Source organism: uncultured Streptococcus sp., from assembly GCF_905372115.1.
GTDB lineage: Bacteria > Bacillota > Bacilli > Lactobacillales > Streptococcaceae > Streptococcus.
This window is the reverse complement of record NZ_CAJPNR010000042.1, coordinates 1-18,822: the sequence shown is the minus strand read 5'-3', so window position 1 is coordinate 18,822 and position 18,822 is coordinate 1. Positions and strand designations below refer to the sequence as shown.

Below are 18,822 nucleotides of genomic sequence, written 5' to 3'. Positions count from 1 at the left end.
GGGATATACTGTCTCAGTCTTGTTTTCTATTGACTTTCTTAGTTCCTTCTGCTAAACTGTAGTCAAGTATATTTCGGAGGTACACGGAGACATGAAAAATTAAGTCTATTTTTTAAAGGAAACTTTATTTAGTAGATTTTGCCATGTTTCTGCATATCCGCGGGATGTTCATTTTTTGTGCTTTCTAGCTTCTATTTGCTTATCTTTAGATTAATCCTGTCGCTCCTATGACAGTGTAAGCTGGAAGCCTATAGACGAATAATCCCACTTTGACACTCCTGTGTCTGCTTTGTGCAACTAAAAACAGCTCTGCTAAATAAAGCAGGGCTGTATTTTGTGTTATAAAACGAAGGAGACATCTATGCTTCAAATAAGAAATCTAACGATCACCCACCTAAAAGACCTGAAGGAGTTAGTCAAAGATTTGTCACTGACTGTCAATCAAGGAGACAAGGTCGCTATTATCGGTGAGGAGGGCAATGGCAAGTCCACCCTGCTCAAGCTCCTGCTAGACGAGCGACTTGTCAGCTCCTATGCCAGCTACAGCGGACAGATTGGCAAGTCCTATACTGCTGCTGTCTACCTGCCCCAGCAGCTGCCTTCAGAGGATGCCCAACTGACGCTCAATGACTATTTCTTTGCTGATTTTGAGACAGAGCTGGACTATGCTAAGCTCTACCGCTATGCTGGAGAGCTCAACTTTGACAGTCAGCGTTTTGCCAGTCAGCAGCAGCTCTCTAGCCTATCTGGAGGAGAAAAACTTAAAGTTCAGCTCATCAAGAAACTAGCCAGTGATTGGGATATTCTCTTTCTTGACGAGCCCTCCAATGACCTCGATCTTGAAACTCTGACTTGGCTGGAAAACTTTATCAGCCACAGCCAGAGAACAGTTCTTTTCGTCTCTCACGACGAGCACTTTCTCGCTCAAGCTGCGACCAAGATTGTTCATCTGGAGCGAATCAAAAAGAAACAGGAAGCCAGAACCAGCGTCAAGAGTCTGGACTATGAAAATTACCGCCACCAACGTCAGGAGGCTTTTGAAAAACAGGAGCAACTAGCACGAAAAGAGCGAGAAGAACACGCCAAGACCATGGAAAAACACCGACGAGTTAAGCAGAGTGTGGAGCATACTTTACGAAACACCCATGACGCTACTGCAGGTCGACTGGTAGCCAAGAAGATGAAAAACGTCCTCTCGCAGGGCAAACGATTTGAAAAGGCAGGCGCTGAAATGACCGAAATTCCGACACAGGAAGATGTCATCAGCCTTCACTTCTCAGACATAGAAGCTCTGCCATTGACCAAAAGAATCCTGAAATTAGAAGGAATGAAACTGGAAACAGACGAACGACAACTGGCGAAGAACCTGACTCTGGAAGTCTGCGGCCAGGAAAAAATCGGGCTGGTTGGTGCTAATGGTGTAGGCAAATCCACTTTGCTTAAGGAAATATGGAAGATCCTGCGTGAGCGGACAGACACGCTAGTAGGCTATATCCCCCAGCATTATGGTGACTTGCTGGCTGATGAGAGCAGCCCTTTGGATTTTCTGGCTCCCTCTGGCGACAAGTCCCAAGAGGAGAAAATCCTGACGCATCTAGCCAGTCTCCAGTTCACTCGCGACGAGGCCCGCCACCCGATTGAGCAGCTTTCTGGTGGCCAAAAAGCCAAGCTCCTCCTGCTCAAACTAGTCTTAGACCGTCCCAATGTCCTCCTTCTGGACGAACCAACCCGCAACTTCTCTCCCACCTCTCAGCCTCAGGTTCGCCAGCTTTTGGCGACCTATCCTGGCGCCATTATCGCTGTCTCCCACGACCGTATCTTTCTCAAAAAAGTCTGCCAGAAGATTTATAAACTGACAGAAACAGGGTTAGAAGTCGTTGAACTATAAGCAAAAAGAGTTGGAATTTCCAACTCTTTTAGTTTTGTTTAGTATCAATCTGTGAACTTTAATAAAGCTCTTCCTTCTACTCCTGCGCCGTCTGCATTTGGTAATAAACACCTCTGGCTGCCATGAGCTCCTGGTGATTACCATGTTCGACGATATCACCATCTACCATGACGAGGATGATGTCAGCATTTTGAATAGTAGACAGGCGGTGGGCGATGATAAAGCTAGTCCGCCCTACCATGAGCTTGCTGAAAGCCTCCTGAATCAAGACTTCTGTCCGGGTATCAATGGAGGAAGTCGCCTCATCCAAGATTAGGACTTTAGGAACAGCCAGGAACACTCGCGCAATGGTCAAGAGCTGCCGCTGACCTTGAGAAAGGGAGTCCCCAGCATCCGCCAGGTAGGTGTCATACCCCTGAGGCAGTTGCTGGATAAAGAAATGAGCATTGGCCGCCTTGGCAGCTGCAATGACCTCTTCTCGGCTGGCGTCTGGCCGGCCAAAAGCTATGTTGTCATGAATGGTCGCCGTCTTGAGCCAAGTCTCTTGCAGTACCATACCAAACTGCTGACGATAAGAGACTCTGGTGTAATGCGTGATGGGAGTACCGTCTAGCGAAACAAGACCACTATCAACATTGTAAAAGCGCATGAGGAGATTGATTAAAGTAGACTTACCAGCACCAGTTGGCCCGACAATAGCAACCTTACTAGCTGCTGGAATCCTTATATTCAAATCCTGAATCAGCTCTTTGCCAGGATCATAGCCAAAAGCCACATGCTCAAAGCTAATCTGTCCTTTGACATCTTCCGACTGGAGGATTTCCTGACCAGACTCTGCTATTTCTTCTTGGTCCAAAACGCTGTAAATCCGCTCCGCACAAGCTAAAGCGCTCTGCAATTCCGACATGACAGACGATATATCATTGAAAGGCTTGGTGTACTGGTTGACATAGTTGAGAAAGGTTACCAGCTGCCCGACCGTAAAGCCTGTTCCCTGAATGATTCGGACAGCCCCAAAGTCCACAATCAAAGCATAGATCAGGGCATTGATAAAACGAGTCGAAGGATTGACCGTCGAAGAATAGAAAATAGCCGCCTGCGAATAGTCTGCATAGGTTTGATTACTGCGAGTAAAAGCTGTGTCAAACTGCTCCTGAGCATTAAAAGCCTGGATCAGACTTTCCTGAGTCAGACTTTCCTCAATCAGCTGGGTCTGCTCTCCTCTTGCCTGCGTCTGATGTTGGAAAAAGCTAAAACTCTTTCTAGCAATAAAGCGAGCTAAGAAGAGAGAAAAGGGCGTCAAAAACAAGACCAAAAGCAGGAGGAAAAAGTCCAATCTGGCCATGCTAATGATAGTCACTAAAATTGTCAGCAAACCCACAAAAAATTGATTGAAAACCATGAGTAGGCCATTGCTGAGCTGCTCCAAGTCCGTCGTCACCCGACTAACCAAATCGCCTGTTCCTTGCCGATCCAGATAAGCCAAAGGCAGATAGTGTACTTTCTTGATAACGTCTTGACGGAGCTGCTGGCTATAGCGATAAACCAGCTGATTATAGAGCAAGGGATTGAGCCATTGAATCAGCGTATTGGCTAAGATAACCAACAGCATCTGACCCAAAATCGGCATCAAATGCTGCTCCGATTGAGGGAGAAGAACACTATCTACCGCATTCCCGATTAAAACTGGGAGAAGAACAGTCAGAGCCACTTGAGCCACCGTTCCCAGACTAGCTAGGAGAAAGACCCAGCGCGCCTGCAGCAAATCGCGAGTCAAACGCCTCAAGCTGCTAGGTGATGTCTTATGCTTCATGCTTGCCCTCCTCTCCTTGACTATGCTGTGAGTGATGAATTTCTCGGTAAATGGCAGAGCTGACCAGAAGTTCCTCATGGCGACCAAGGGCCACCTGTTCTCCCTTATCCAGCACTAAAATTTGATCCGCTGAGCGCAAGCTATTGGTCCGCTGAGAGATCAAGACCAGACTGGTCTCTGTCAATTCATTCTTAATAGCCTGCAAGAGTCTAGCCTCTGTCAAATAGTCCAGAGCTGAGGTCGCATCATCTAAAACCAAGAAAGGTGCCCTCCGCAAGACAGCTCTGGCAATGGTTAAACGCTGACGCTGACCGCCAGAAAAATTCCGGCCAAAGGCCTCCACAGTCGCATCCAAGCCACCTTCCTTCTGAGAGACAAAGTCCGCTGCCTGAGCAATCTCTAAAGCCTGCCACAAGTCTGTGTCTGTTGGCTTGGTTGACAGTCCTAAAGTCAGATTGGAGCGAACAGTTCCTTGGAAAAGCTCCGCCTTCTGAGGTACCAGACTGATCCAAGACCTCCATTCTCTGAGATTTTTAGGACTGCGTCCTTGAGAAAAGATGGTCAACTGACCAGCAGCAACTGGATAGAGATGAGCTAGCAGCTGAACCAGAGTAGACTTACCTGAACCTGTCCCGCCAATAACACCTAAAGTCTGACCTCTTTTCAAATCAAAAGTCAGACCAGTCAAGGCTGGACTAGCTGCATTTGGATAGGAAAAGCTGACCTGCTTGACTTTAAGAGCTTGATCAGGCAGAGCGGTTTCCTGCACTAATTCCTGCAGAACATCTTCTTCTGCTTGCTCGAAGACTTGACTGATGCGGCCTGCGCTGATATAACTTTGATTGAGAGAATTGACTAGCATAGCTAGCTTGAGCAATTCCACCAAAATCTGCAATAAATAGTTGACCAAGGCCACTAGCATCCCCTGGGTCAGCAAACCTTTGCCAATAAAAGCATTCCCCTGCCAAATCACAGCAATCAGAGTACCATTGACCGTAAGAAAGGTCAGAGGACTAATCAGACTTGCCAGAGCTCCCGTCCTGATTTGCCAGGTTTTATAGAGCTCGTTACGATTGCGAAAGGTCTGAACCTCGCGCTGGGTCTGACCGAAAGCTCGAATAACCCGCATGCCCTGCAGCTGCTCACGCGTCAAATTGACCAATTGATCTGTCAGCTGGCGAATCTTAGCATAGAGAGGGTTCATCAGACGAGACATGAAAACGATAATAGTCGTTAAAATTGCCACCATGAGCAAGAACCATAAGGTAATGACCGGACTGATAGTAAAGGCCATGATGATGGAGCCAAAAACGATGATAGGCGCCCTCAGAAAGAGACGAAGAAATTGATTGATGCCCGTCTGGATTTGATAGGTGTCGCTCGTCAGCCGAGTCACCAAGCTAGAGGTTGTCAGCTCATCCCGACTAGCCTTGGGCAAGCGCAGGATTTTTTGATAGAGGTCTCTTGTCATCTGACGAGTAAAGCCCACTGCCGCCTTTGACGAATAATACTGGGCCACAACTGCTACCACCACGCCCAGAGCAGCCAAGCCCATCAAAAGAAAAACCATCCAGTAGAGATGGGAGCTGTCGTGTCTAGGGATGGTCTCATCCACAATCCCCGCAATCAAAAGCGGAACCAAGAGTTCAAAACTGGCTTCCAAAAGCTTGAACAAGGGCCCCAGCAAAGACTCCCTGATATAGCCCTTGAAATATTTCAATAAATCTTTCATACTTCCTACTTCTCCATTAAACTGTATTTATTTTACCATAATTTTCAAAGGCTAAAAAATATTCTCCTTCTGACCAGCAGAAAGAGAACATTAATATTAGACTTCTTGTAAGCTCTGGCTTATTTTCTTTAGACTCATATACAAAAGTGGCGTTACGGCTAATAAGAAGCCGCCTAAAGCTATAAAAGTCCAATCGAAGCCAAAGTAATCAATCAACCAGCCTGTCACAGGAAAAATGACAATCATGCTCAGGCTGAACATCATAGAATAGACACTGAGCATGGTCGCCCGTACTTCACTTGGCAGCTGCTTTTGTAAATCGTTGTCAAAAATCGGCTGGAAAAGTGCATACAAGGCGTTGCTGATTAGATAAATCAAAATATAGATGATCGGCGTTCCAAAATAGGACAGCAGGTAGCTTGCTCCAGTTAGAAGGACCACTGAAGGAAAGAGTTTTTGGGCAGAATACTTCTTTCCAATTACACTCGCCAGATAGACCGCTAAGATATTCAAAGCACTGCCAATCAGCATGACCAGCGAAATCTGCCAATCTTTTAAGTCAGGCAATTGATTTTGATAGTAAAAATAAAACATGCACATGAGTGTTCCGATGATTTGGGAAAGAATCATCCAGATAAAAAGGCTGGGATTTCTCTGCAATTCCTCTTTGACAGCCCAGATAATCTTTTTCATGGTCAGACGTTCTGCTTTCTCTGCTTTGACACTTGGCTCCTTCAGCATCCAAGTCAAGAAAAGAACGATGATAGAGGTGCCAATCATGATATAGTAGGTCAGATGCAATTGTCCATGGACAAAAAATCCAGCCCAGACCGTTCCCAAAGACCGGGTCGCTTCAGCCACTCCAGACATAAAACTGGAGATGGATAAGTAACGTTCCTTGAGTCCAGCCTCTACAGAAGAATCATAAACCATGGCCGCACTTGTCCCCGAATCAAAGTTATAGGACCAAGCACTAATCACCATAGCCAGTGCATAAACCCAAAAGTTCCCCTGCCCCACCAACATGAGAACAGAAGACACAATCCCGGCTATCCGGCTCAGATAAAGATTGGTCTTGTAGGAAAAGCGATCCGCCAACATCCCGGAAGGAATCTCACAAATGACGCTAGTCGCATGAAAAATACTTTCCAAAAGCCCAATCTGCCAAAGTGACATGCCATTTTGACTTAGAAATAAAATCCAAAAACTGGTAATGCCTAGAAAGGCAAAAAATTCAACTCCGGCCATAAGACCGATATTTTTCCGATAACTTCTTTTAAACATATTTTCTCCTTTAACAAGTGTTTTTTAATGTCATCCTTTATCACTTGTTGATCTGCTGTTTACATGACTCCTACCTCTTCTTTCTCTAAAATTCTGTTTTTGGATTATTTCATAGTTTACTGTTGAAAAAACGCCACATGGGCGTTTTCATTGATTTATGGTTTAATACGGTGCAGCATACGTGGGAATGGGATGGCTTCACGGATATGCTTGGTCCCTGCCACAAAGGTTACCATACGCTCGATACCGATACCGAAGCCACCATGTGGAACTGTTCCATACTTACGAAGATCAAGGTAGAATTCATATTCTGTCGTATCCATACCAAGGTCATTCATTTTAGCAACAAGAGCATCGTAGTCTTCCTCACGCATAGAACCACCGATGATTTCTCCATATCCCTCTGGTGCCAGCAAGTCTGCACAAAGGACACGGTCTGGATTTCCAGGAACTGGCTTCATGTAGAAAGCCTTGATGGCTGCTGGGTAGTTCACGACAAAGGTTGGTACACCAAAGTAGTTTGAAATCCATGTTTCATGCGGAGAACCAAAGTCATCACCATGCTCAAGGTGTTCGTAGTCTGCATCTTCATCATTTTCATGAGCTTGCAAAAGATCAATCGCTTCATCATAGCTAACACGTTTGAACGGCTCTGCAATATAGCGTTTCAGGAGTTCTACATCGCGTTCCAGTGTTTCCAAAGCTTGAGGAGCACGGTCAAGAACACCTTGAATCAAGGCTTTAACATAAGCTTCTTGCAAGTCAAGTGACTCATCATGCGTCAAGTATGAATACTCTGCATCCATCATCCAGAACTCCGTCAAATGACGACGAGTTTTTGATTTTTCGGCACGGAATACAGGACCAAAGTCAAAGACACGGCCAAGAGCCATGGCTCCTGCTTCCAGATAAAGCTGACCAGATTGGCTTAAGTATGCTGGAGTTCCGAAGTAGTCTGTTTCAAAGAGCTCAGTTGAGTCTTCTGCTGCATTTCCTGACAAGATTGGGCTGTCAAACTTCATAAAGCCATTCTTGTCAAAGAATTCATAGGTAGCGTAGATAATGGCATTGCGGATTTGCATCATGGCCACTTGCTTACGAGAACGCAGCCACAAGTGACGGTTGTCCATGAGGAAGTCAGTCCCATGTTCTTTGGGCGTGATTGGATAGTCATTTGACTCACCGATGATTTCGATATCTGTAATGTCCAGCTCGTAGCCAAATTTTGAACGTTCGTCTTCCTTGACAATCCCTGTCACATAGACAGAAGTTTCTTGGCTAAGCTTTTTAATCGTATCAAACTTCGCCAATCCTTCTTCTTCGCCAAATTTCTCAATGAAGTTAGGCTTGAAGGCCACCCCTTGGAAAAAGGCAGAGCCATCACGCAGCTGCAAGAAAGCAATCTTACCCTTACCTGACTTATTGGCAACCCAAGCACCGATGGTCACTTCTTGACCAACATAATTTTTCACATCAATAATTGTTACGATTTTCTTTGACACGTTTTTTCTCTTTTCTATTTTTTATTCTTTATGACAGACTGCCTCAACATTATTACCATCTGGATCCAAGACAAAGGCTGCATAATAAGGTTGGTGATATTGGGGACGAATACCTGGGGCACCATTATCTTTTCCGCCCGCTGCAAGGCCCGCTTGATAAAAAGCATCCACCTGCTCCCTAGTCTCCGCACGAAAGGCAAAATGAGACGCATCTGATTGTCCCTGACTTAACCAAAAATCTCCAGCTGGAGCCGTCCGAGGTTCTGCAAAACTTACTGCCTGAGGAATTTCAAAGGCAATCTTGTAGCCCAATGGCTCTAAAGCTTTCTGATAAAAGAACTTGCTGGCTTCCAAATCCTTGACTGTAATGCCAAAATGATCAATCATATCTGCCTCCTAGATTGGTTGCTAAATGTCACTTTATTTCAAGACAAATCTTTTGGACATCTGTTCTATATTTTACCATAAAGCGATTGCAATAGCTATCCTTGAAGAGTCTAAATCTCAGAAAAATTAAAAAACCAGCCTCCTAAAGGCTGGCGGATAACTCTCTCTGAATAAGAGGACTAATTTTTCGTTCCATAAAGCAGTCGATCAACCATATCATCATCATAGTTCAAGACTTTTTTCAAAGCCATCTTAAAGCGCTGATCACTGAGAATCTGACCTCCTGGACTCTGGTCAATCGTCGCATAATTCCCCTCCCCGTCCTGAGTAAAGGCTACAGTCAGCTCTTGGTCAGGGTCTTCACAAACATCTCTCTGAGGATTTTTGGAACTGCTAGACGGTCGAAAGTCCATTCTTTGCAAACGAAACGACAGTTCTTTATGAAAAGCCGCAATATCCTTCTGACGATTGGCCACTGGCTCATGTTTCTCCAGCCACATCAAAACATCTTCTTTTGTAATATATATCATCTTCCCCTCCTAAACCAAATCAAAGTTCGCCCTGTAAATGACCGTATCATAGCTTGGGCTAGCTGCTGAGAGAGCCGCTTGAATGATATGGAGCACCCGCTGCTGTTGACCTTCGAAAGCTATGGGCAGAAGCATATTGGAGACATTTTTGACAATCACTCCCTTAGTGAATTCCCCATCTTCATAAGAAAAATCCTGCTGATGAAAAATGGTCTTGGTCTTAAATTCAATCACCTGTCCTTGCAAGATTAGCTTATAAGTCTTCTTCCAGTTGGTTCTGCCACCAAAGCGATAAAGGACCAGATAAATCCCCAAATCATGATCTGCGACCCAATCGCCCGTTTCAAAGACTAACTCGTCATTAATCCCAGCCCTCTTTAAAAGCTCAACCCCTTCTTCAGAAATCATCTCGTGCACGAACTTCCAACTTCCTTCTTGGGGAAGAGACGCTGTTCCCTCAGTCTCCTTCTGAGGGTTACTACTGACTGCTTTATGATGAACTCTTTTAGGGGTAAATTCTTCCTCCCAACTCATATCTTCTTCTATGTCACTGACAGCCCGCCTAGTCGGTAAAAAGTCCAGACACTTTTCTAATAATCCCATATCCTATCTCCTCTTTATCTGTACTCCACGTGGTTTACTTCCCTTATCTTTGTATCATAATAAGGGTTAATCTGCGACAGGGCATGTTGAATCACTGTTACGATCTTGTCCTCTCGTCCTTTTAAAACCTTGGGAATCACTAGCTGGGAGATTGTTTCTGTCGATAGACCTTTTACACTTTGATCTTCCTCATTGCGAACTGGATATCTATCGGCCCGCTCTTCTTCTAGGCGAAATTCAAGCAAATGGCCACCGAGAATCATGGCTAAAACCTGATATTTCCCTTCCCCGATACGAAATTGCTTGACGCAGAGAAAAATCCCTCTCTTCTCATCCTCTAGTAAAAATGGCAGAGCCAGTTCTTTTTCTTCAATAGAAAAATCCTCGAGAAGCTTCTTCTCTCTTTCCCCTATTTCCTTTCTGATAAAACCCATTTTATCTCCTTTTGTACAAAATAATCTTCATCCCTATTATTACTTAAGTAAAAAGACCATGAGGAACACACTGCATATGAATAGAATGCAGGGCTAGACCAAATGGACTTCTTTTATTATACACCGAAACACCCTCGTCTTCAACTAAATACTCCTCAAATTTTTAAGTCGTCTGGTGATTCTTATCATAAAGTTACTTATACTTAGTTAATCTGCCATTGATAGCTGCTTTTTAATCAATAGGCGGATCATTCTTTACCTCTTCTTCCGTCTTCCAGTAGGTCATACTGCTTTTCTTAGTGTCTACATCTCCCTTATCATTAACTACAATATGGACCTTAAAATAGGTTCGCTCAATCTGAGGATTATAGCGAGTCTCATAAACCATCGTAAAATCCGCATAGCCCGTCCCAGAAAGTTCCTGCTTTGCAGATCCCCCTTCAGTATTTTTTAATTGCTCACTATTCAAAGTTCGCATTTTTAAATTTAAAGCTGGCTGGTAATTATTCAAGTACCAATCCTTACGGGCCGAGGAATTCTCATAATAGTGGATACGATAGTGATTATCTTTTGCTTGTAGGCTGTAGCTTGGTTCACCCGGCTTAGACTGGGAAATTGTGGTCCAACCCACCTCTGAATTAAAGAAAACATAAGCTCCTAGCAAGACTAGACCGCCTAGCAAGAATAAGAAAATCAAACGACGTTTCATATTGTTCTCCCTCCACTATTGTTTAAATCCTTCATCAGCTGAATTCTAAGCGAAGCCAATTAACATTTATCCTTGCTAAAGCTTGCTGATTTTGACTAGAGTGAAAAACGCTTCCATATCTTTCTATATTATTTTACTATATTATTTAATTCATTACCAGTACAGTAAAAAATAAATTGAAAAGGACGAACTCTGAGTCCGTCCATATTTATCGTTTATACATCTTCGAAAGCAGTGTAAGATTGAGAGCTTTATTTACTCTCCATAAATTGCTGCAGGCGTCCAACGGCTTCTTTGAGTGTTTCCAGATCAGTCGCATAGCTGAGGCGGACATTTTCTGGAGCACCAAATCCTGCTCCGGTCACCAGAGCCACGCCAACTTTTTCTAAAATTGCTGTCGTAAACTCGGTCACATCTGTATAACCTTTCATTTCCATGGCTTTCTTGACATTTGGAAAGAGATAGAAGGCCCCTTGTGGCTTGACCACTTCAAATCCTGGCACCTGAGCCAAGAGTGGATAGATGGTATTCAGACGCTCTTCAAAGGCTTGACGCATAGTCTCAACCGTTTCCTGACTGCCAGTCAGCGCTTCTATAGCTGCGTATTGAGCCGCTGCTGTCGGGTTAGATGTTGTCTGCCCTGCAATCTTACTCATGGCAGCTATAATTTCTGGCTCACCAACTGCATAGCCAATCCGCCAGCCTGTCATGGAGTAGCTCTTAGAGACACCATTGATAACCACAGTATGCTTGCGAATCTCCTCTGACAGACTAGAAATTGGCGTAAATTTATTGCCGTTATAAACCAGACGTCCATAAATGTCATCTGCCAAAATCAGAATATCATGCTCCACAGCCCAGTTTCCAATCGCTAGCAGCTCCTCTGCTGTATAAATCATACCAGTCGGGTTGGACGGCGAGTTCAAAACCAAGACCTTGGTCTTATCAGTACGAGCAGATTCCAGCTGTTCCACCGTCACCTTGAAATTATTTTCTTCAGTAGCTTGAACAAAAACAGGAATCCCCTCGGCCATCTTAATCTGGTCACCGTAGCTTACCCAGTACGGCGTCGGAATGATAGCTTCATCACCTGGGTCAAGCACACTCATAAAGAAGGTATAGAGGGAGAACTTAGCTCCGGTTGCCACCGTCACTTGATTAGGCTGGATTGTGTAGCCGTAATAGTTAGCAAAATACTCTACTACAGCTTCTTTTAGCTCTGGAAGACCGCTAGTCACCGTATAAAAGCTAGCGCGCCCATCCTCAATGGCAGATAAAGCCGCATCTCGGATGTTCTTAGGCGTCGGAAAATCTGGCTCTCCCAGAGTCAAAGACAGAATATCCCGCCCCTGCGCTTTCAAAGCCTTAGCACGCGCTGCTGTTGCTAAAGTCACACTTTCTTCCATCTTTAAGACACGATTTGATAATTTCATAGTCCCTCCTTGCTGACCAACTGTCCGCTTTCAAAACCAATCAGGTAGTAGGTGCCTCCCGACTTGACTTCCCAGATGGGCTGATCCTGAAAATAACCCATGGTTACCTTATCAATAGTTCCTGCTCCATTTTCCTTGGCAATGCTCTCCACCTCTGCCTGACTGACACCTTGGTCCAGTCGATAGACACGAATCTCATTGGAATCTTTAGCAATCAAAACAGCTTTTTCGACACCTTTACTAGTCTTACCAAGCAGACTGTAGTAAGATTCCTGCCCATTGTAGATGGCAAAAGAATCCACTTTTTCAAGATCTGCGTATTCCTTGGCCAAGCGTCTGCTTGCTTCCTTAGCCGACTGTCTCGGCTGCATAGATACTTGCAAAACTGCAAAAAATGAAAAGACAAGAACGCTGAGAACGATAAAAATACCGATAAGGTACTGCCAAATTGGAAAACTGGCTTTATTTCTATTTTTATATTTCACTCCGTCATTATACTACAAATACTCCTATTTTTCTATCTTTTTTTGATGAGAATATTCTCAAAATTCTAAAGCAATATCCTTGCATATGATACTATTTATTGGTAAAATATTGTTATGAAGATTACAGACGATTTAAACAAAGAAGCTCTGCTTGATTTGAAAACCATGATTGTCTTTCACAAGGCAGCAAGAACCATCCGTGCCATTGAAGCCCAGATTTTTAAAAAGCATGATTTGACTCCTACTCAGTTTTCCGTCTTAGAAACCCTATACAGCAAAGGGGAACTGCGTATTCAGGACCTGATTGACCGCATATTGGCTACTTCTGGCAACATGACTGTTGTCATCAAAAATATGGAACGCGACGGCTGGATTGTCCGCACCTGCGACCCAAATGACCGCCGGGCTTTTTTGATTGGTTTGACAGAACAAGGCAGAGCTAAAATTGAAGCCGCCCTGCCTGATCATATCAAAAATATTCAGCAAGCTCTTTCCATTCTCGAAGAAGAAGATAAACAAGATTTGATTCGCATTCTAAAAAATTTCAAAAAAATGAGCTAAATAATTGCTAACTAGTGATTAATGTTGTAACATATATTGTAACAAGAGAAATATCTCTTTATTTTATAAAAAAGGAGACAATGCAATGTCTAAAGTATTATTCATCGTCGGCTCGCTTCGTCAAGGTTCTTTCAACCACCAATTGGCTGAGCAAGCTGAAAAAGCTTTGGCTGGTAAGGCAGAAGTTTCATATCTTGATTATAAAGATGTACCATTCTTCAACCAAGACATCGAAAGTCCTGCTCCAGCTGCTGTTGCTAAGGTTCGTGAAGAAATCTTGGCCGCTGACGCTATCTGGATTTTCTCACCTGTCTACAACTGGGCTATTCCAGGAGTAGTGAAAAACCTCTTGGACTGGGCTTCACGCGCTCTGGATCTGTCAGACCCAACTGGCCCATCTGCTCTGAATGCTAAGGTTGTTACTGTTTCATCTGTAGCTAACGGCACATCACCAGATGAAGTATTCAAGCACTACCGCAGCCTGCTGCCTTTCATCCGTATGAATGTGGTAGAACCATTCACAGGTGTTGGTATCAACCCAGAAGCATGGGGAACTGGACAACTGACTGTCGCAGAAGACAAACTTGCTGAACTCTCAGCACAGGCTGATGCTCTTTTAGCAGCCCTTAACTAAAAAGAGAAGATTATAAAAAGAAAAGAAAACTTATAAGACACTAAACCCCCGCAAATAATTGCGAGGGGTTTTAGATTGCATTATTGACAAGAGCAAGTAGACAGCCTTAACCATACAAAGTTTGATACATTTTTTTCAAAAAACTATCAATCTCATTTTGAACAATTTTCAACAAGCGGGCTTCTTCGGATTGTGGGATGCTCACTTGCTCATTTATATTTTGTTTATTTATGTAAGAATAGTAACTGCGAACTATGTCCAGATTGTCGTTTAAAACATATTGACAATTTATTATTGTCCCATCAAACTCAGTTTCAAAAAAAACTGTTACTTCGTTCCCGCCTGGGTGCGCAATCTTCAAATGTAAATCCCCTTCTATTTCTAAGGGATTGATTCCCCCATCCAGGCGAATAGCTCCATCTGGCGGGATAATATAGCCTGCTTTGCGAATGTCAGATGCATACTTTTCTGATGCCATTAAAAGTTCTAAGACTGCTATTTTGTCATCCTGTTTGAAAGATTCTTTCAGCTGAAGAAATTCTTGCTGACTTTGATAATTAAAATAGAGTTTAATTCCGCTGACTAGAAAAGCAACAGAACAAATAGAAATTAGTATATTTTTAGGTCTCAGCATTTCTTCTCCTAACCAAGATTATTACTTATCCACCACTTGATCTTCAAATGTAGCCGGTTTATTGTCTACATTGGTGATGGTAATCGTGTAGGGGTTGTTATTCGTGACATCAAAAACTTTTTCTCCTTTATAACTAACAACAATCCCATCTTCTACTAAATGTATATCTTTTTGATTATTAGGAAGCTCATTCTTGTCTCCCTCGGTACTGCCTATCTTAATAATTTTCTTTTCACTTACCCCAAATAATACATCTCCAAACTTTTCGGACCAAACATTTGTACCTGATAATTTTATACTTCTATCATCTTTTTTATCTAAAATCAATTCCGAATTATATTCAAGCTGATTCGTATTTGGAGACACTCTTAATTCAACGCCTTGACCTGATTGCAGAGTATATTTGCCGTAGTTTAAAATTGCCTGAACGTACCAGACAACAAACAAACTATACAGCAGGCCAATAATAATCCTTGAACGCCGGCTTTTAAAGCGGTACAAAAGTATAAAAAGAGAAGCAATAAAAATTATTGAAGTTATCATTCTTTATTTCCCTTATAGATTCTGTATCCTTTAAAGACTCTATCCATTCTGCAAGATTTCATCTTCTTTCCGTTTTCTCTGCTGACCCGACCACCTGATACATAGCAACAATACAATCATACGAAGAATCAAATAGACCAAACGAAGGATTCTCATCTTACCAAGAGCAGACAAAAACTCCTCCCTTGCATGTCCCACTTCTTGACCTAACTGTTCAACCGTTTTGCCTGTTTCCTCTTTAATAACAGCTGCATTCTTTGAAATCAAATAATAATTTTGCTCTAAACTAGTGGTATAGGCTCTGGATATTGGCTCGTCTAAGAAAAAATATACTCTATCAGCATACTTATCTTCAGACAAAGTATAGTATATTTCAGCTTTGCTCTCCCATTTTTTAGGAAAACTAGTTATTTTTATCTTTTCATAGTCCAGATGCATAATGCCATCTAATACGTCACTAGTCCATTCTTCCGCATAGTGGTATAGATTCGCCTTTCTATCTACTATTGGCCAAACCATAACATACCGACTATGCATGAATTCCTTAGTCAGAGCCGAGTTGCTAGCCAGACTGGTCGCACCAATCTCATATACTGACCAAATAAGAACTATGAGCATTAAATAAGATTGAGCGGGTTTTGTTTTAAAATATTCCTGAAGTAACCTAACCTTGGTATCAGTTTCCCTATTGTCTTTTCCAAACATCTTTAAATTTTACTTCTCCCCCAATTCTATAAACTAAACGAAACGAATAATCGGTTCTTCTTCATCCAGTCACCTCAAGATATCCAGTTGATTTTTGTTCATAAGCAAAAGAGGAAGAAATGAGAATCAGAAGTAATGACAAAACAATAACTAGGAATTTATAGCGTTTGAATTTAACGAACATTTGTATCAGCCGCTCTTTCTAAATAGTCAAAAAGTATTCCTGATTTTCCTCTTCAACTGTTTTGCCATGCTCTACAAGAAAGGCTTCACTCTTCCCTGTCCGTAATATCTCACACTTTATTTAGAAGCTAGTTGCTGTTTCATTTTTTCAAAAAACTGATTCAATTCTGATTGAACCTGACGTAGTAGCTCTTTTTCTTGAGTCTCATCTATCTCAATTTTTTTCCTAATAGCATCCTTATCTATATAAGTATATCTTGAATAAGTCAATTTTAATTCTTTATCCACGAAAAAACCTGCATCTATTTCTTTACCATCAATTGTAGTGGAAAAATGAATCAGAAGCTCACTGTCTTCCAAACTAGTCGGTGGGCGTACATCCAAGTTTAATTTACCAGGTATTTTAAGTTCATTTATTCCCCATCGTCGAATCACCGGGTCATCCGGAATTCCATAGCCTGCATCTCGGATAATATCCTCGTTGTTACCTGCGAGAATACTTGCCAGTAGTTCAATTTTATTGGCAGAAGAAAAATCTGGTTCAGGTTTTTCATCAGGTCCAAAGAGAAACCAAATGACAAAAGCAGTTATTATCAAAAGTAGGATGCTTATTATTTTTTTACGTACCGACATTTTTATCTTCTCCTCGCTTCAAATAATCATAAAAATCTTCTTTTGATTTTTTATGCTCATCCGTATCTGGTTTCCATAAGAAATCCCATCTTTTACCATGTTTGATAAATTGTCCACCTGCTGTACAAGCTTCTTACATGAGTTCTCCAGAGGCTAGAGTAGCTATCAGGTAGTCACGCTCTTTAGGCAGTCGGTCTGTAACTTGATTGCTAATTCTAAGTTGTTGCCAACGCTTTACCTTACTTGTCCACCACTTGAGCTTCAAAGTGAGCTGTCTTGTCGTCTACATTGGTGATGGTGATCGTGTAGGACTTGTTATTAGTTACATTAAAAGCTTTTTCCCCCTGGTAGCTGACAACAATTCCATCCTGCACTAATTTAATATCTTTTTGATTATTGGGTAACTCTTCATCAGCATCTTCTGAATGATGGCTTCGAACAAGTTTTTGCCCTTCAACATCATAAAAAATATCGCCATGCATCTCAAACCAAACTCCTGAACCTGATAATTTAAGCTTATTATTATCATTTTTCTTCAAAATTAATACAGAATAGTATTCCACATCTTGTGTCCGAGGTTTGACTTTCAGACTAATAGACTGACCAGGTTGTAAGGTATATTTACCAAGATTTTGTGCCCATAAATAAAAGAGAAAAGCAGATGCCAGAACTCCAACAAGCAATAAACTACAACCTAAATTCCAATTCCATTGTTTTTTTAAGGTCATTTGTGAATCTCCTTATAGACCCCATATCGTATTAGGGCTCTATCCATTCTGCAAGATTTCGTTCTCTTTCCTTTTTCTCTGCTGACCCGACCACTTGATACACAGCAACAATACTATCATACGAAGAATCAAATAGACCAAACGAAGGATTTTCATCTTACCCAGAGCAGACAAGAAGTCCTCCCTTGCATGCCCTATCTCATGGGTTAATTCCTCAATAGTCTTACCCGTCTTTTGCTCTACAATAGCTGCATTCTTTGATATTAGATAGTATCTAGTGTCTAATGTCGAAAAATTTGATTTGGACAACGACCCGTCTAAAGGAAATGAAATCACATAATTTTCCTTATTAGGAATCTGATTGTATTCAGCAGAAACCTGATCATCATATTTACTAGGGTAACAGGTCATTTTTATATTTTCATAGTCTAGATGCATAATGCCATCCAAAATGTTACTAGTCCATTCTTCCGCATAATGGTATAGATTCGCCTTTCTATCTACTATTGGCCAAACCATAACATACCGACTATGCATGAATTCCTTGGTCAAGGCCGAGTTGTTAGCTAAACTAGTCGCACCAATCTCGTATACTGACCAAATAAGAACTATGAGCATAAAAAAAGATTGAACGGGTTTTGTTTTGAAATATTTCTGAAGTAAGCTAACCTTAGTATCAGTTTCCCTATTCTGTTTTCCAAACATCTTTAAATTTTACTTCTCCCTCAATTCTATAAACTAAACGAAACAAATAATTGTTTTTTCTTCATCCAATCACCACAAGATATCCAGTTGTTCATAAGCACGCTTAAAAGTGTCATATTGATAACGCTCATAAGCAAAATAAGGAAGAATAAGGATCAGAAGTAGGGACAAAACAATAGTCAGTTATTTATAGCGTTTGAATTTAACGAACATTTGTATCAGCCCCTCTTTCTAAATAGTCGAAAAAGTATTCCTGATTTTTCCTCTTCAACAGTTTTGTCATGCTCTACAAGAAAGGCTTCACTCTTTCATGTTCGCAATATCTCACACTTTATTTAGAAGCTAGTTGCTGTTTCATTTTTTCAAAGAACTGATTCAATTCTATTTGAACCTGACGTAGTAGCTCTTTTTCTTGAGTCTCATCTATTTCAATTTTTTCCCCAGTACCATCTTTCTCTATAGAATCATAACTCGAATCAATTAAATTCAATTTTTTATCTAAGAAAAATGCTACATCTGTTTCTTTACCATTAATTGTAACGGAAAAAAGAAGTAGAAGCTCACTGTCTTCCAAACTAGTTGGCGGGCGCACATCCAAGTTTAATTTCCCAGGTATTTTAAGTTTATTTATCCCCCATCGGCGAATCACCGGGTCATCCGGAATTCCATAGCCTGCATCTCGGATAATATCCTCGT

21 protein-coding genes are annotated in these 18,822 nt (G+C 42.0%); 3 read left to right on the top strand and 18 right to left on the bottom strand.

All coding sequences use genetic code 11. From position 1 onward, the window contains the following. The first annotated feature begins 361 nt into the window (after positions 1-361). Positions 362-1,888 carry an ATP-binding cassette domain-containing protein gene (locus QZ169_RS09595; RefSeq protein WP_295506664.1) on the top strand — a complete coding sequence of 509 codons (1,527 nt, stop codon included), beginning with the start codon at positions 362-364 and terminating at the stop codon, positions 1,886-1,888. A gap of 76 nt (positions 1,889-1,964) precedes the next feature. Here the strand turns inward: QZ169_RS09595 and QZ169_RS09590 are convergent, their stop codons facing one another. From QZ169_RS09590 to QZ169_RS09540, 11 genes are all read right to left on the bottom strand, one after another. Further along, entirely contained in the window at positions 1,965-3,701 is a 1,737-nt protein-coding gene (locus QZ169_RS09590; protein WP_295506662.1) for an ABC transporter ATP-binding protein, read from the bottom strand. Next, complete coding sequence (locus QZ169_RS09585; RefSeq protein WP_295506660.1) at positions 3,691-5,433, bottom strand: ABC transporter ATP-binding protein; 1,743 nt, start codon at positions 5,431-5,433, stop codon at positions 3,691-3,693. Before QZ169_RS09585 ends, QZ169_RS09590 begins: the two co-directional genes overlap by 11 nt. Before the next feature lie 96 nt (positions 5,434-5,529). After that, the gene (locus tag QZ169_RS09580) at positions 5,530-6,717 is read right to left on the bottom strand and encodes an MFS transporter (RefSeq protein ID WP_295506658.1); all 1,188 of its coding nucleotides are present in this window, start codon (positions 6,715-6,717) and stop codon (positions 5,530-5,532) included. A 155-nt stretch (positions 6,718-6,872) separates the two neighbouring features. Beyond that, positions 6,873-8,219 (bottom strand): asparagine--tRNA ligase, encoded by a 1,347-nt coding sequence (asnS, locus tag QZ169_RS09575; RefSeq protein ID WP_295506656.1) that lies wholly within the window; start codon positions 8,217-8,219, stop codon positions 6,873-6,875. Between the two features lie 21 nt (positions 8,220-8,240). Then, positions 8,241-8,606 carry a VOC family protein gene (locus QZ169_RS09570; RefSeq protein ID WP_223322544.1) on the bottom strand — a complete coding sequence of 122 codons (366 nt, stop codon included), beginning with the start codon at positions 8,604-8,606 and terminating at the stop codon, positions 8,241-8,243. 179 nt (positions 8,607-8,785) lie between these two features. After that, positions 8,786-9,136, bottom strand: coding sequence for a hypothetical protein (locus QZ169_RS09565; protein WP_295506653.1), 351 nt, complete (start codon positions 9,134-9,136; stop codon positions 8,786-8,788). A gap of 9 nt (positions 9,137-9,145) precedes the next feature. Continuing rightward, positions 9,146-9,739 carry a hypothetical protein gene (locus tag QZ169_RS09560; protein ID WP_295506651.1) on the bottom strand — a complete coding sequence of 198 codons (594 nt, stop codon included), beginning with the start codon at positions 9,737-9,739 and terminating at the stop codon, positions 9,146-9,148. 14 nt (positions 9,740-9,753) lie between these two features. Beyond that, entirely contained in the window at positions 9,754-10,173 is a 420-nt protein-coding gene (locus tag QZ169_RS09555) for a hypothetical protein (protein ID WP_002900142.1), read from the bottom strand. Between the two features lie 232 nt (positions 10,174-10,405). Then, complete coding sequence (locus tag QZ169_RS09550) at positions 10,406-10,882, bottom strand: hypothetical protein (protein ID WP_295506649.1); 477 nt, start codon at positions 10,880-10,882, stop codon at positions 10,406-10,408. 251 nt (positions 10,883-11,133) lie between these two features. After that, positions 11,134-12,315 (bottom strand): pyridoxal phosphate-dependent aminotransferase, encoded by a 1,182-nt coding sequence (locus QZ169_RS09545; RefSeq protein WP_295506647.1) that lies wholly within the window; start codon positions 12,313-12,315, stop codon positions 11,134-11,136. Next, positions 12,312-12,800, bottom strand: a complete 489-nt coding sequence (locus tag QZ169_RS09540; protein WP_295506645.1) for a DUF5590 domain-containing protein — start codon at positions 12,798-12,800, stop codon at positions 12,312-12,314. Before QZ169_RS09540 ends, QZ169_RS09545 begins: the two co-directional genes overlap by 4 nt. 114 nt (positions 12,801-12,914) lie before the next feature. Here QZ169_RS09540 and QZ169_RS09535 point away from each other — a divergent pair, with 114 nt between their 5' ends. Further along, the gene (locus QZ169_RS09535; protein ID WP_268683809.1) at positions 12,915-13,361 is read left to right on the top strand and encodes a MarR family winged helix-turn-helix transcriptional regulator; all 447 of its coding nucleotides are present in this window, start codon (positions 12,915-12,917) and stop codon (positions 13,359-13,361) included. 85 nt (positions 13,362-13,446) lie between these two features. Next, positions 13,447-13,995 (top strand): NADPH-dependent FMN reductase, encoded by a 549-nt coding sequence (locus QZ169_RS09530; RefSeq protein WP_002895223.1) that lies wholly within the window; start codon positions 13,447-13,449, stop codon positions 13,993-13,995. Between the two features lie 106 nt (positions 13,996-14,101). Here the strand turns inward: QZ169_RS09530 and QZ169_RS09525 are convergent, their stop codons facing one another. From QZ169_RS09525 to QZ169_RS09495, 7 genes are all read right to left on the bottom strand, one after another. Next, complete coding sequence (locus QZ169_RS09525; RefSeq protein WP_295506640.1) at positions 14,102-14,629, bottom strand: thiol-disulfide isomerase; 528 nt, start codon at positions 14,627-14,629, stop codon at positions 14,102-14,104. Between the two features lie 21 nt (positions 14,630-14,650). Further along, on the bottom strand, positions 14,651-15,172 hold the full coding sequence (locus QZ169_RS09520; protein ID WP_295506638.1) for a hypothetical protein: 522 nt from the start codon (positions 15,170-15,172) through the stop codon (positions 14,651-14,653). Positions 15,173-15,211: 39 nt separating this feature from the next. Continuing rightward, entirely contained in the window at positions 15,212-15,877 is a 666-nt protein-coding gene (locus QZ169_RS09515) for a hypothetical protein (RefSeq protein ID WP_295506636.1), read from the bottom strand. A 300-nt stretch (positions 15,878-16,177) separates the two neighbouring features. Further along, positions 16,178-16,693, bottom strand: a complete 516-nt coding sequence (locus QZ169_RS09510; RefSeq protein WP_295506634.1) for a hypothetical protein — start codon at positions 16,691-16,693, stop codon at positions 16,178-16,180. A 239-nt stretch (positions 16,694-16,932) separates the two neighbouring features. Then, positions 16,933-17,421, bottom strand: a complete 489-nt coding sequence (locus QZ169_RS09505; protein ID WP_295506632.1) for a hypothetical protein — start codon at positions 17,419-17,421, stop codon at positions 16,933-16,935. Positions 17,422-17,460: 39 nt separating this feature from the next. Next, on the bottom strand, positions 17,461-18,126 hold the full coding sequence (locus QZ169_RS09500; RefSeq protein ID WP_295506630.1) for a hypothetical protein: 666 nt from the start codon (positions 18,124-18,126) through the stop codon (positions 17,461-17,463). Positions 18,127-18,457: 331 nt separating this feature from the next. Then, positions 18,458-18,822: hypothetical protein (locus QZ169_RS09495; protein ID WP_295506628.1), on the bottom strand; the 365-nt coding region annotated here is incomplete at its 5' end.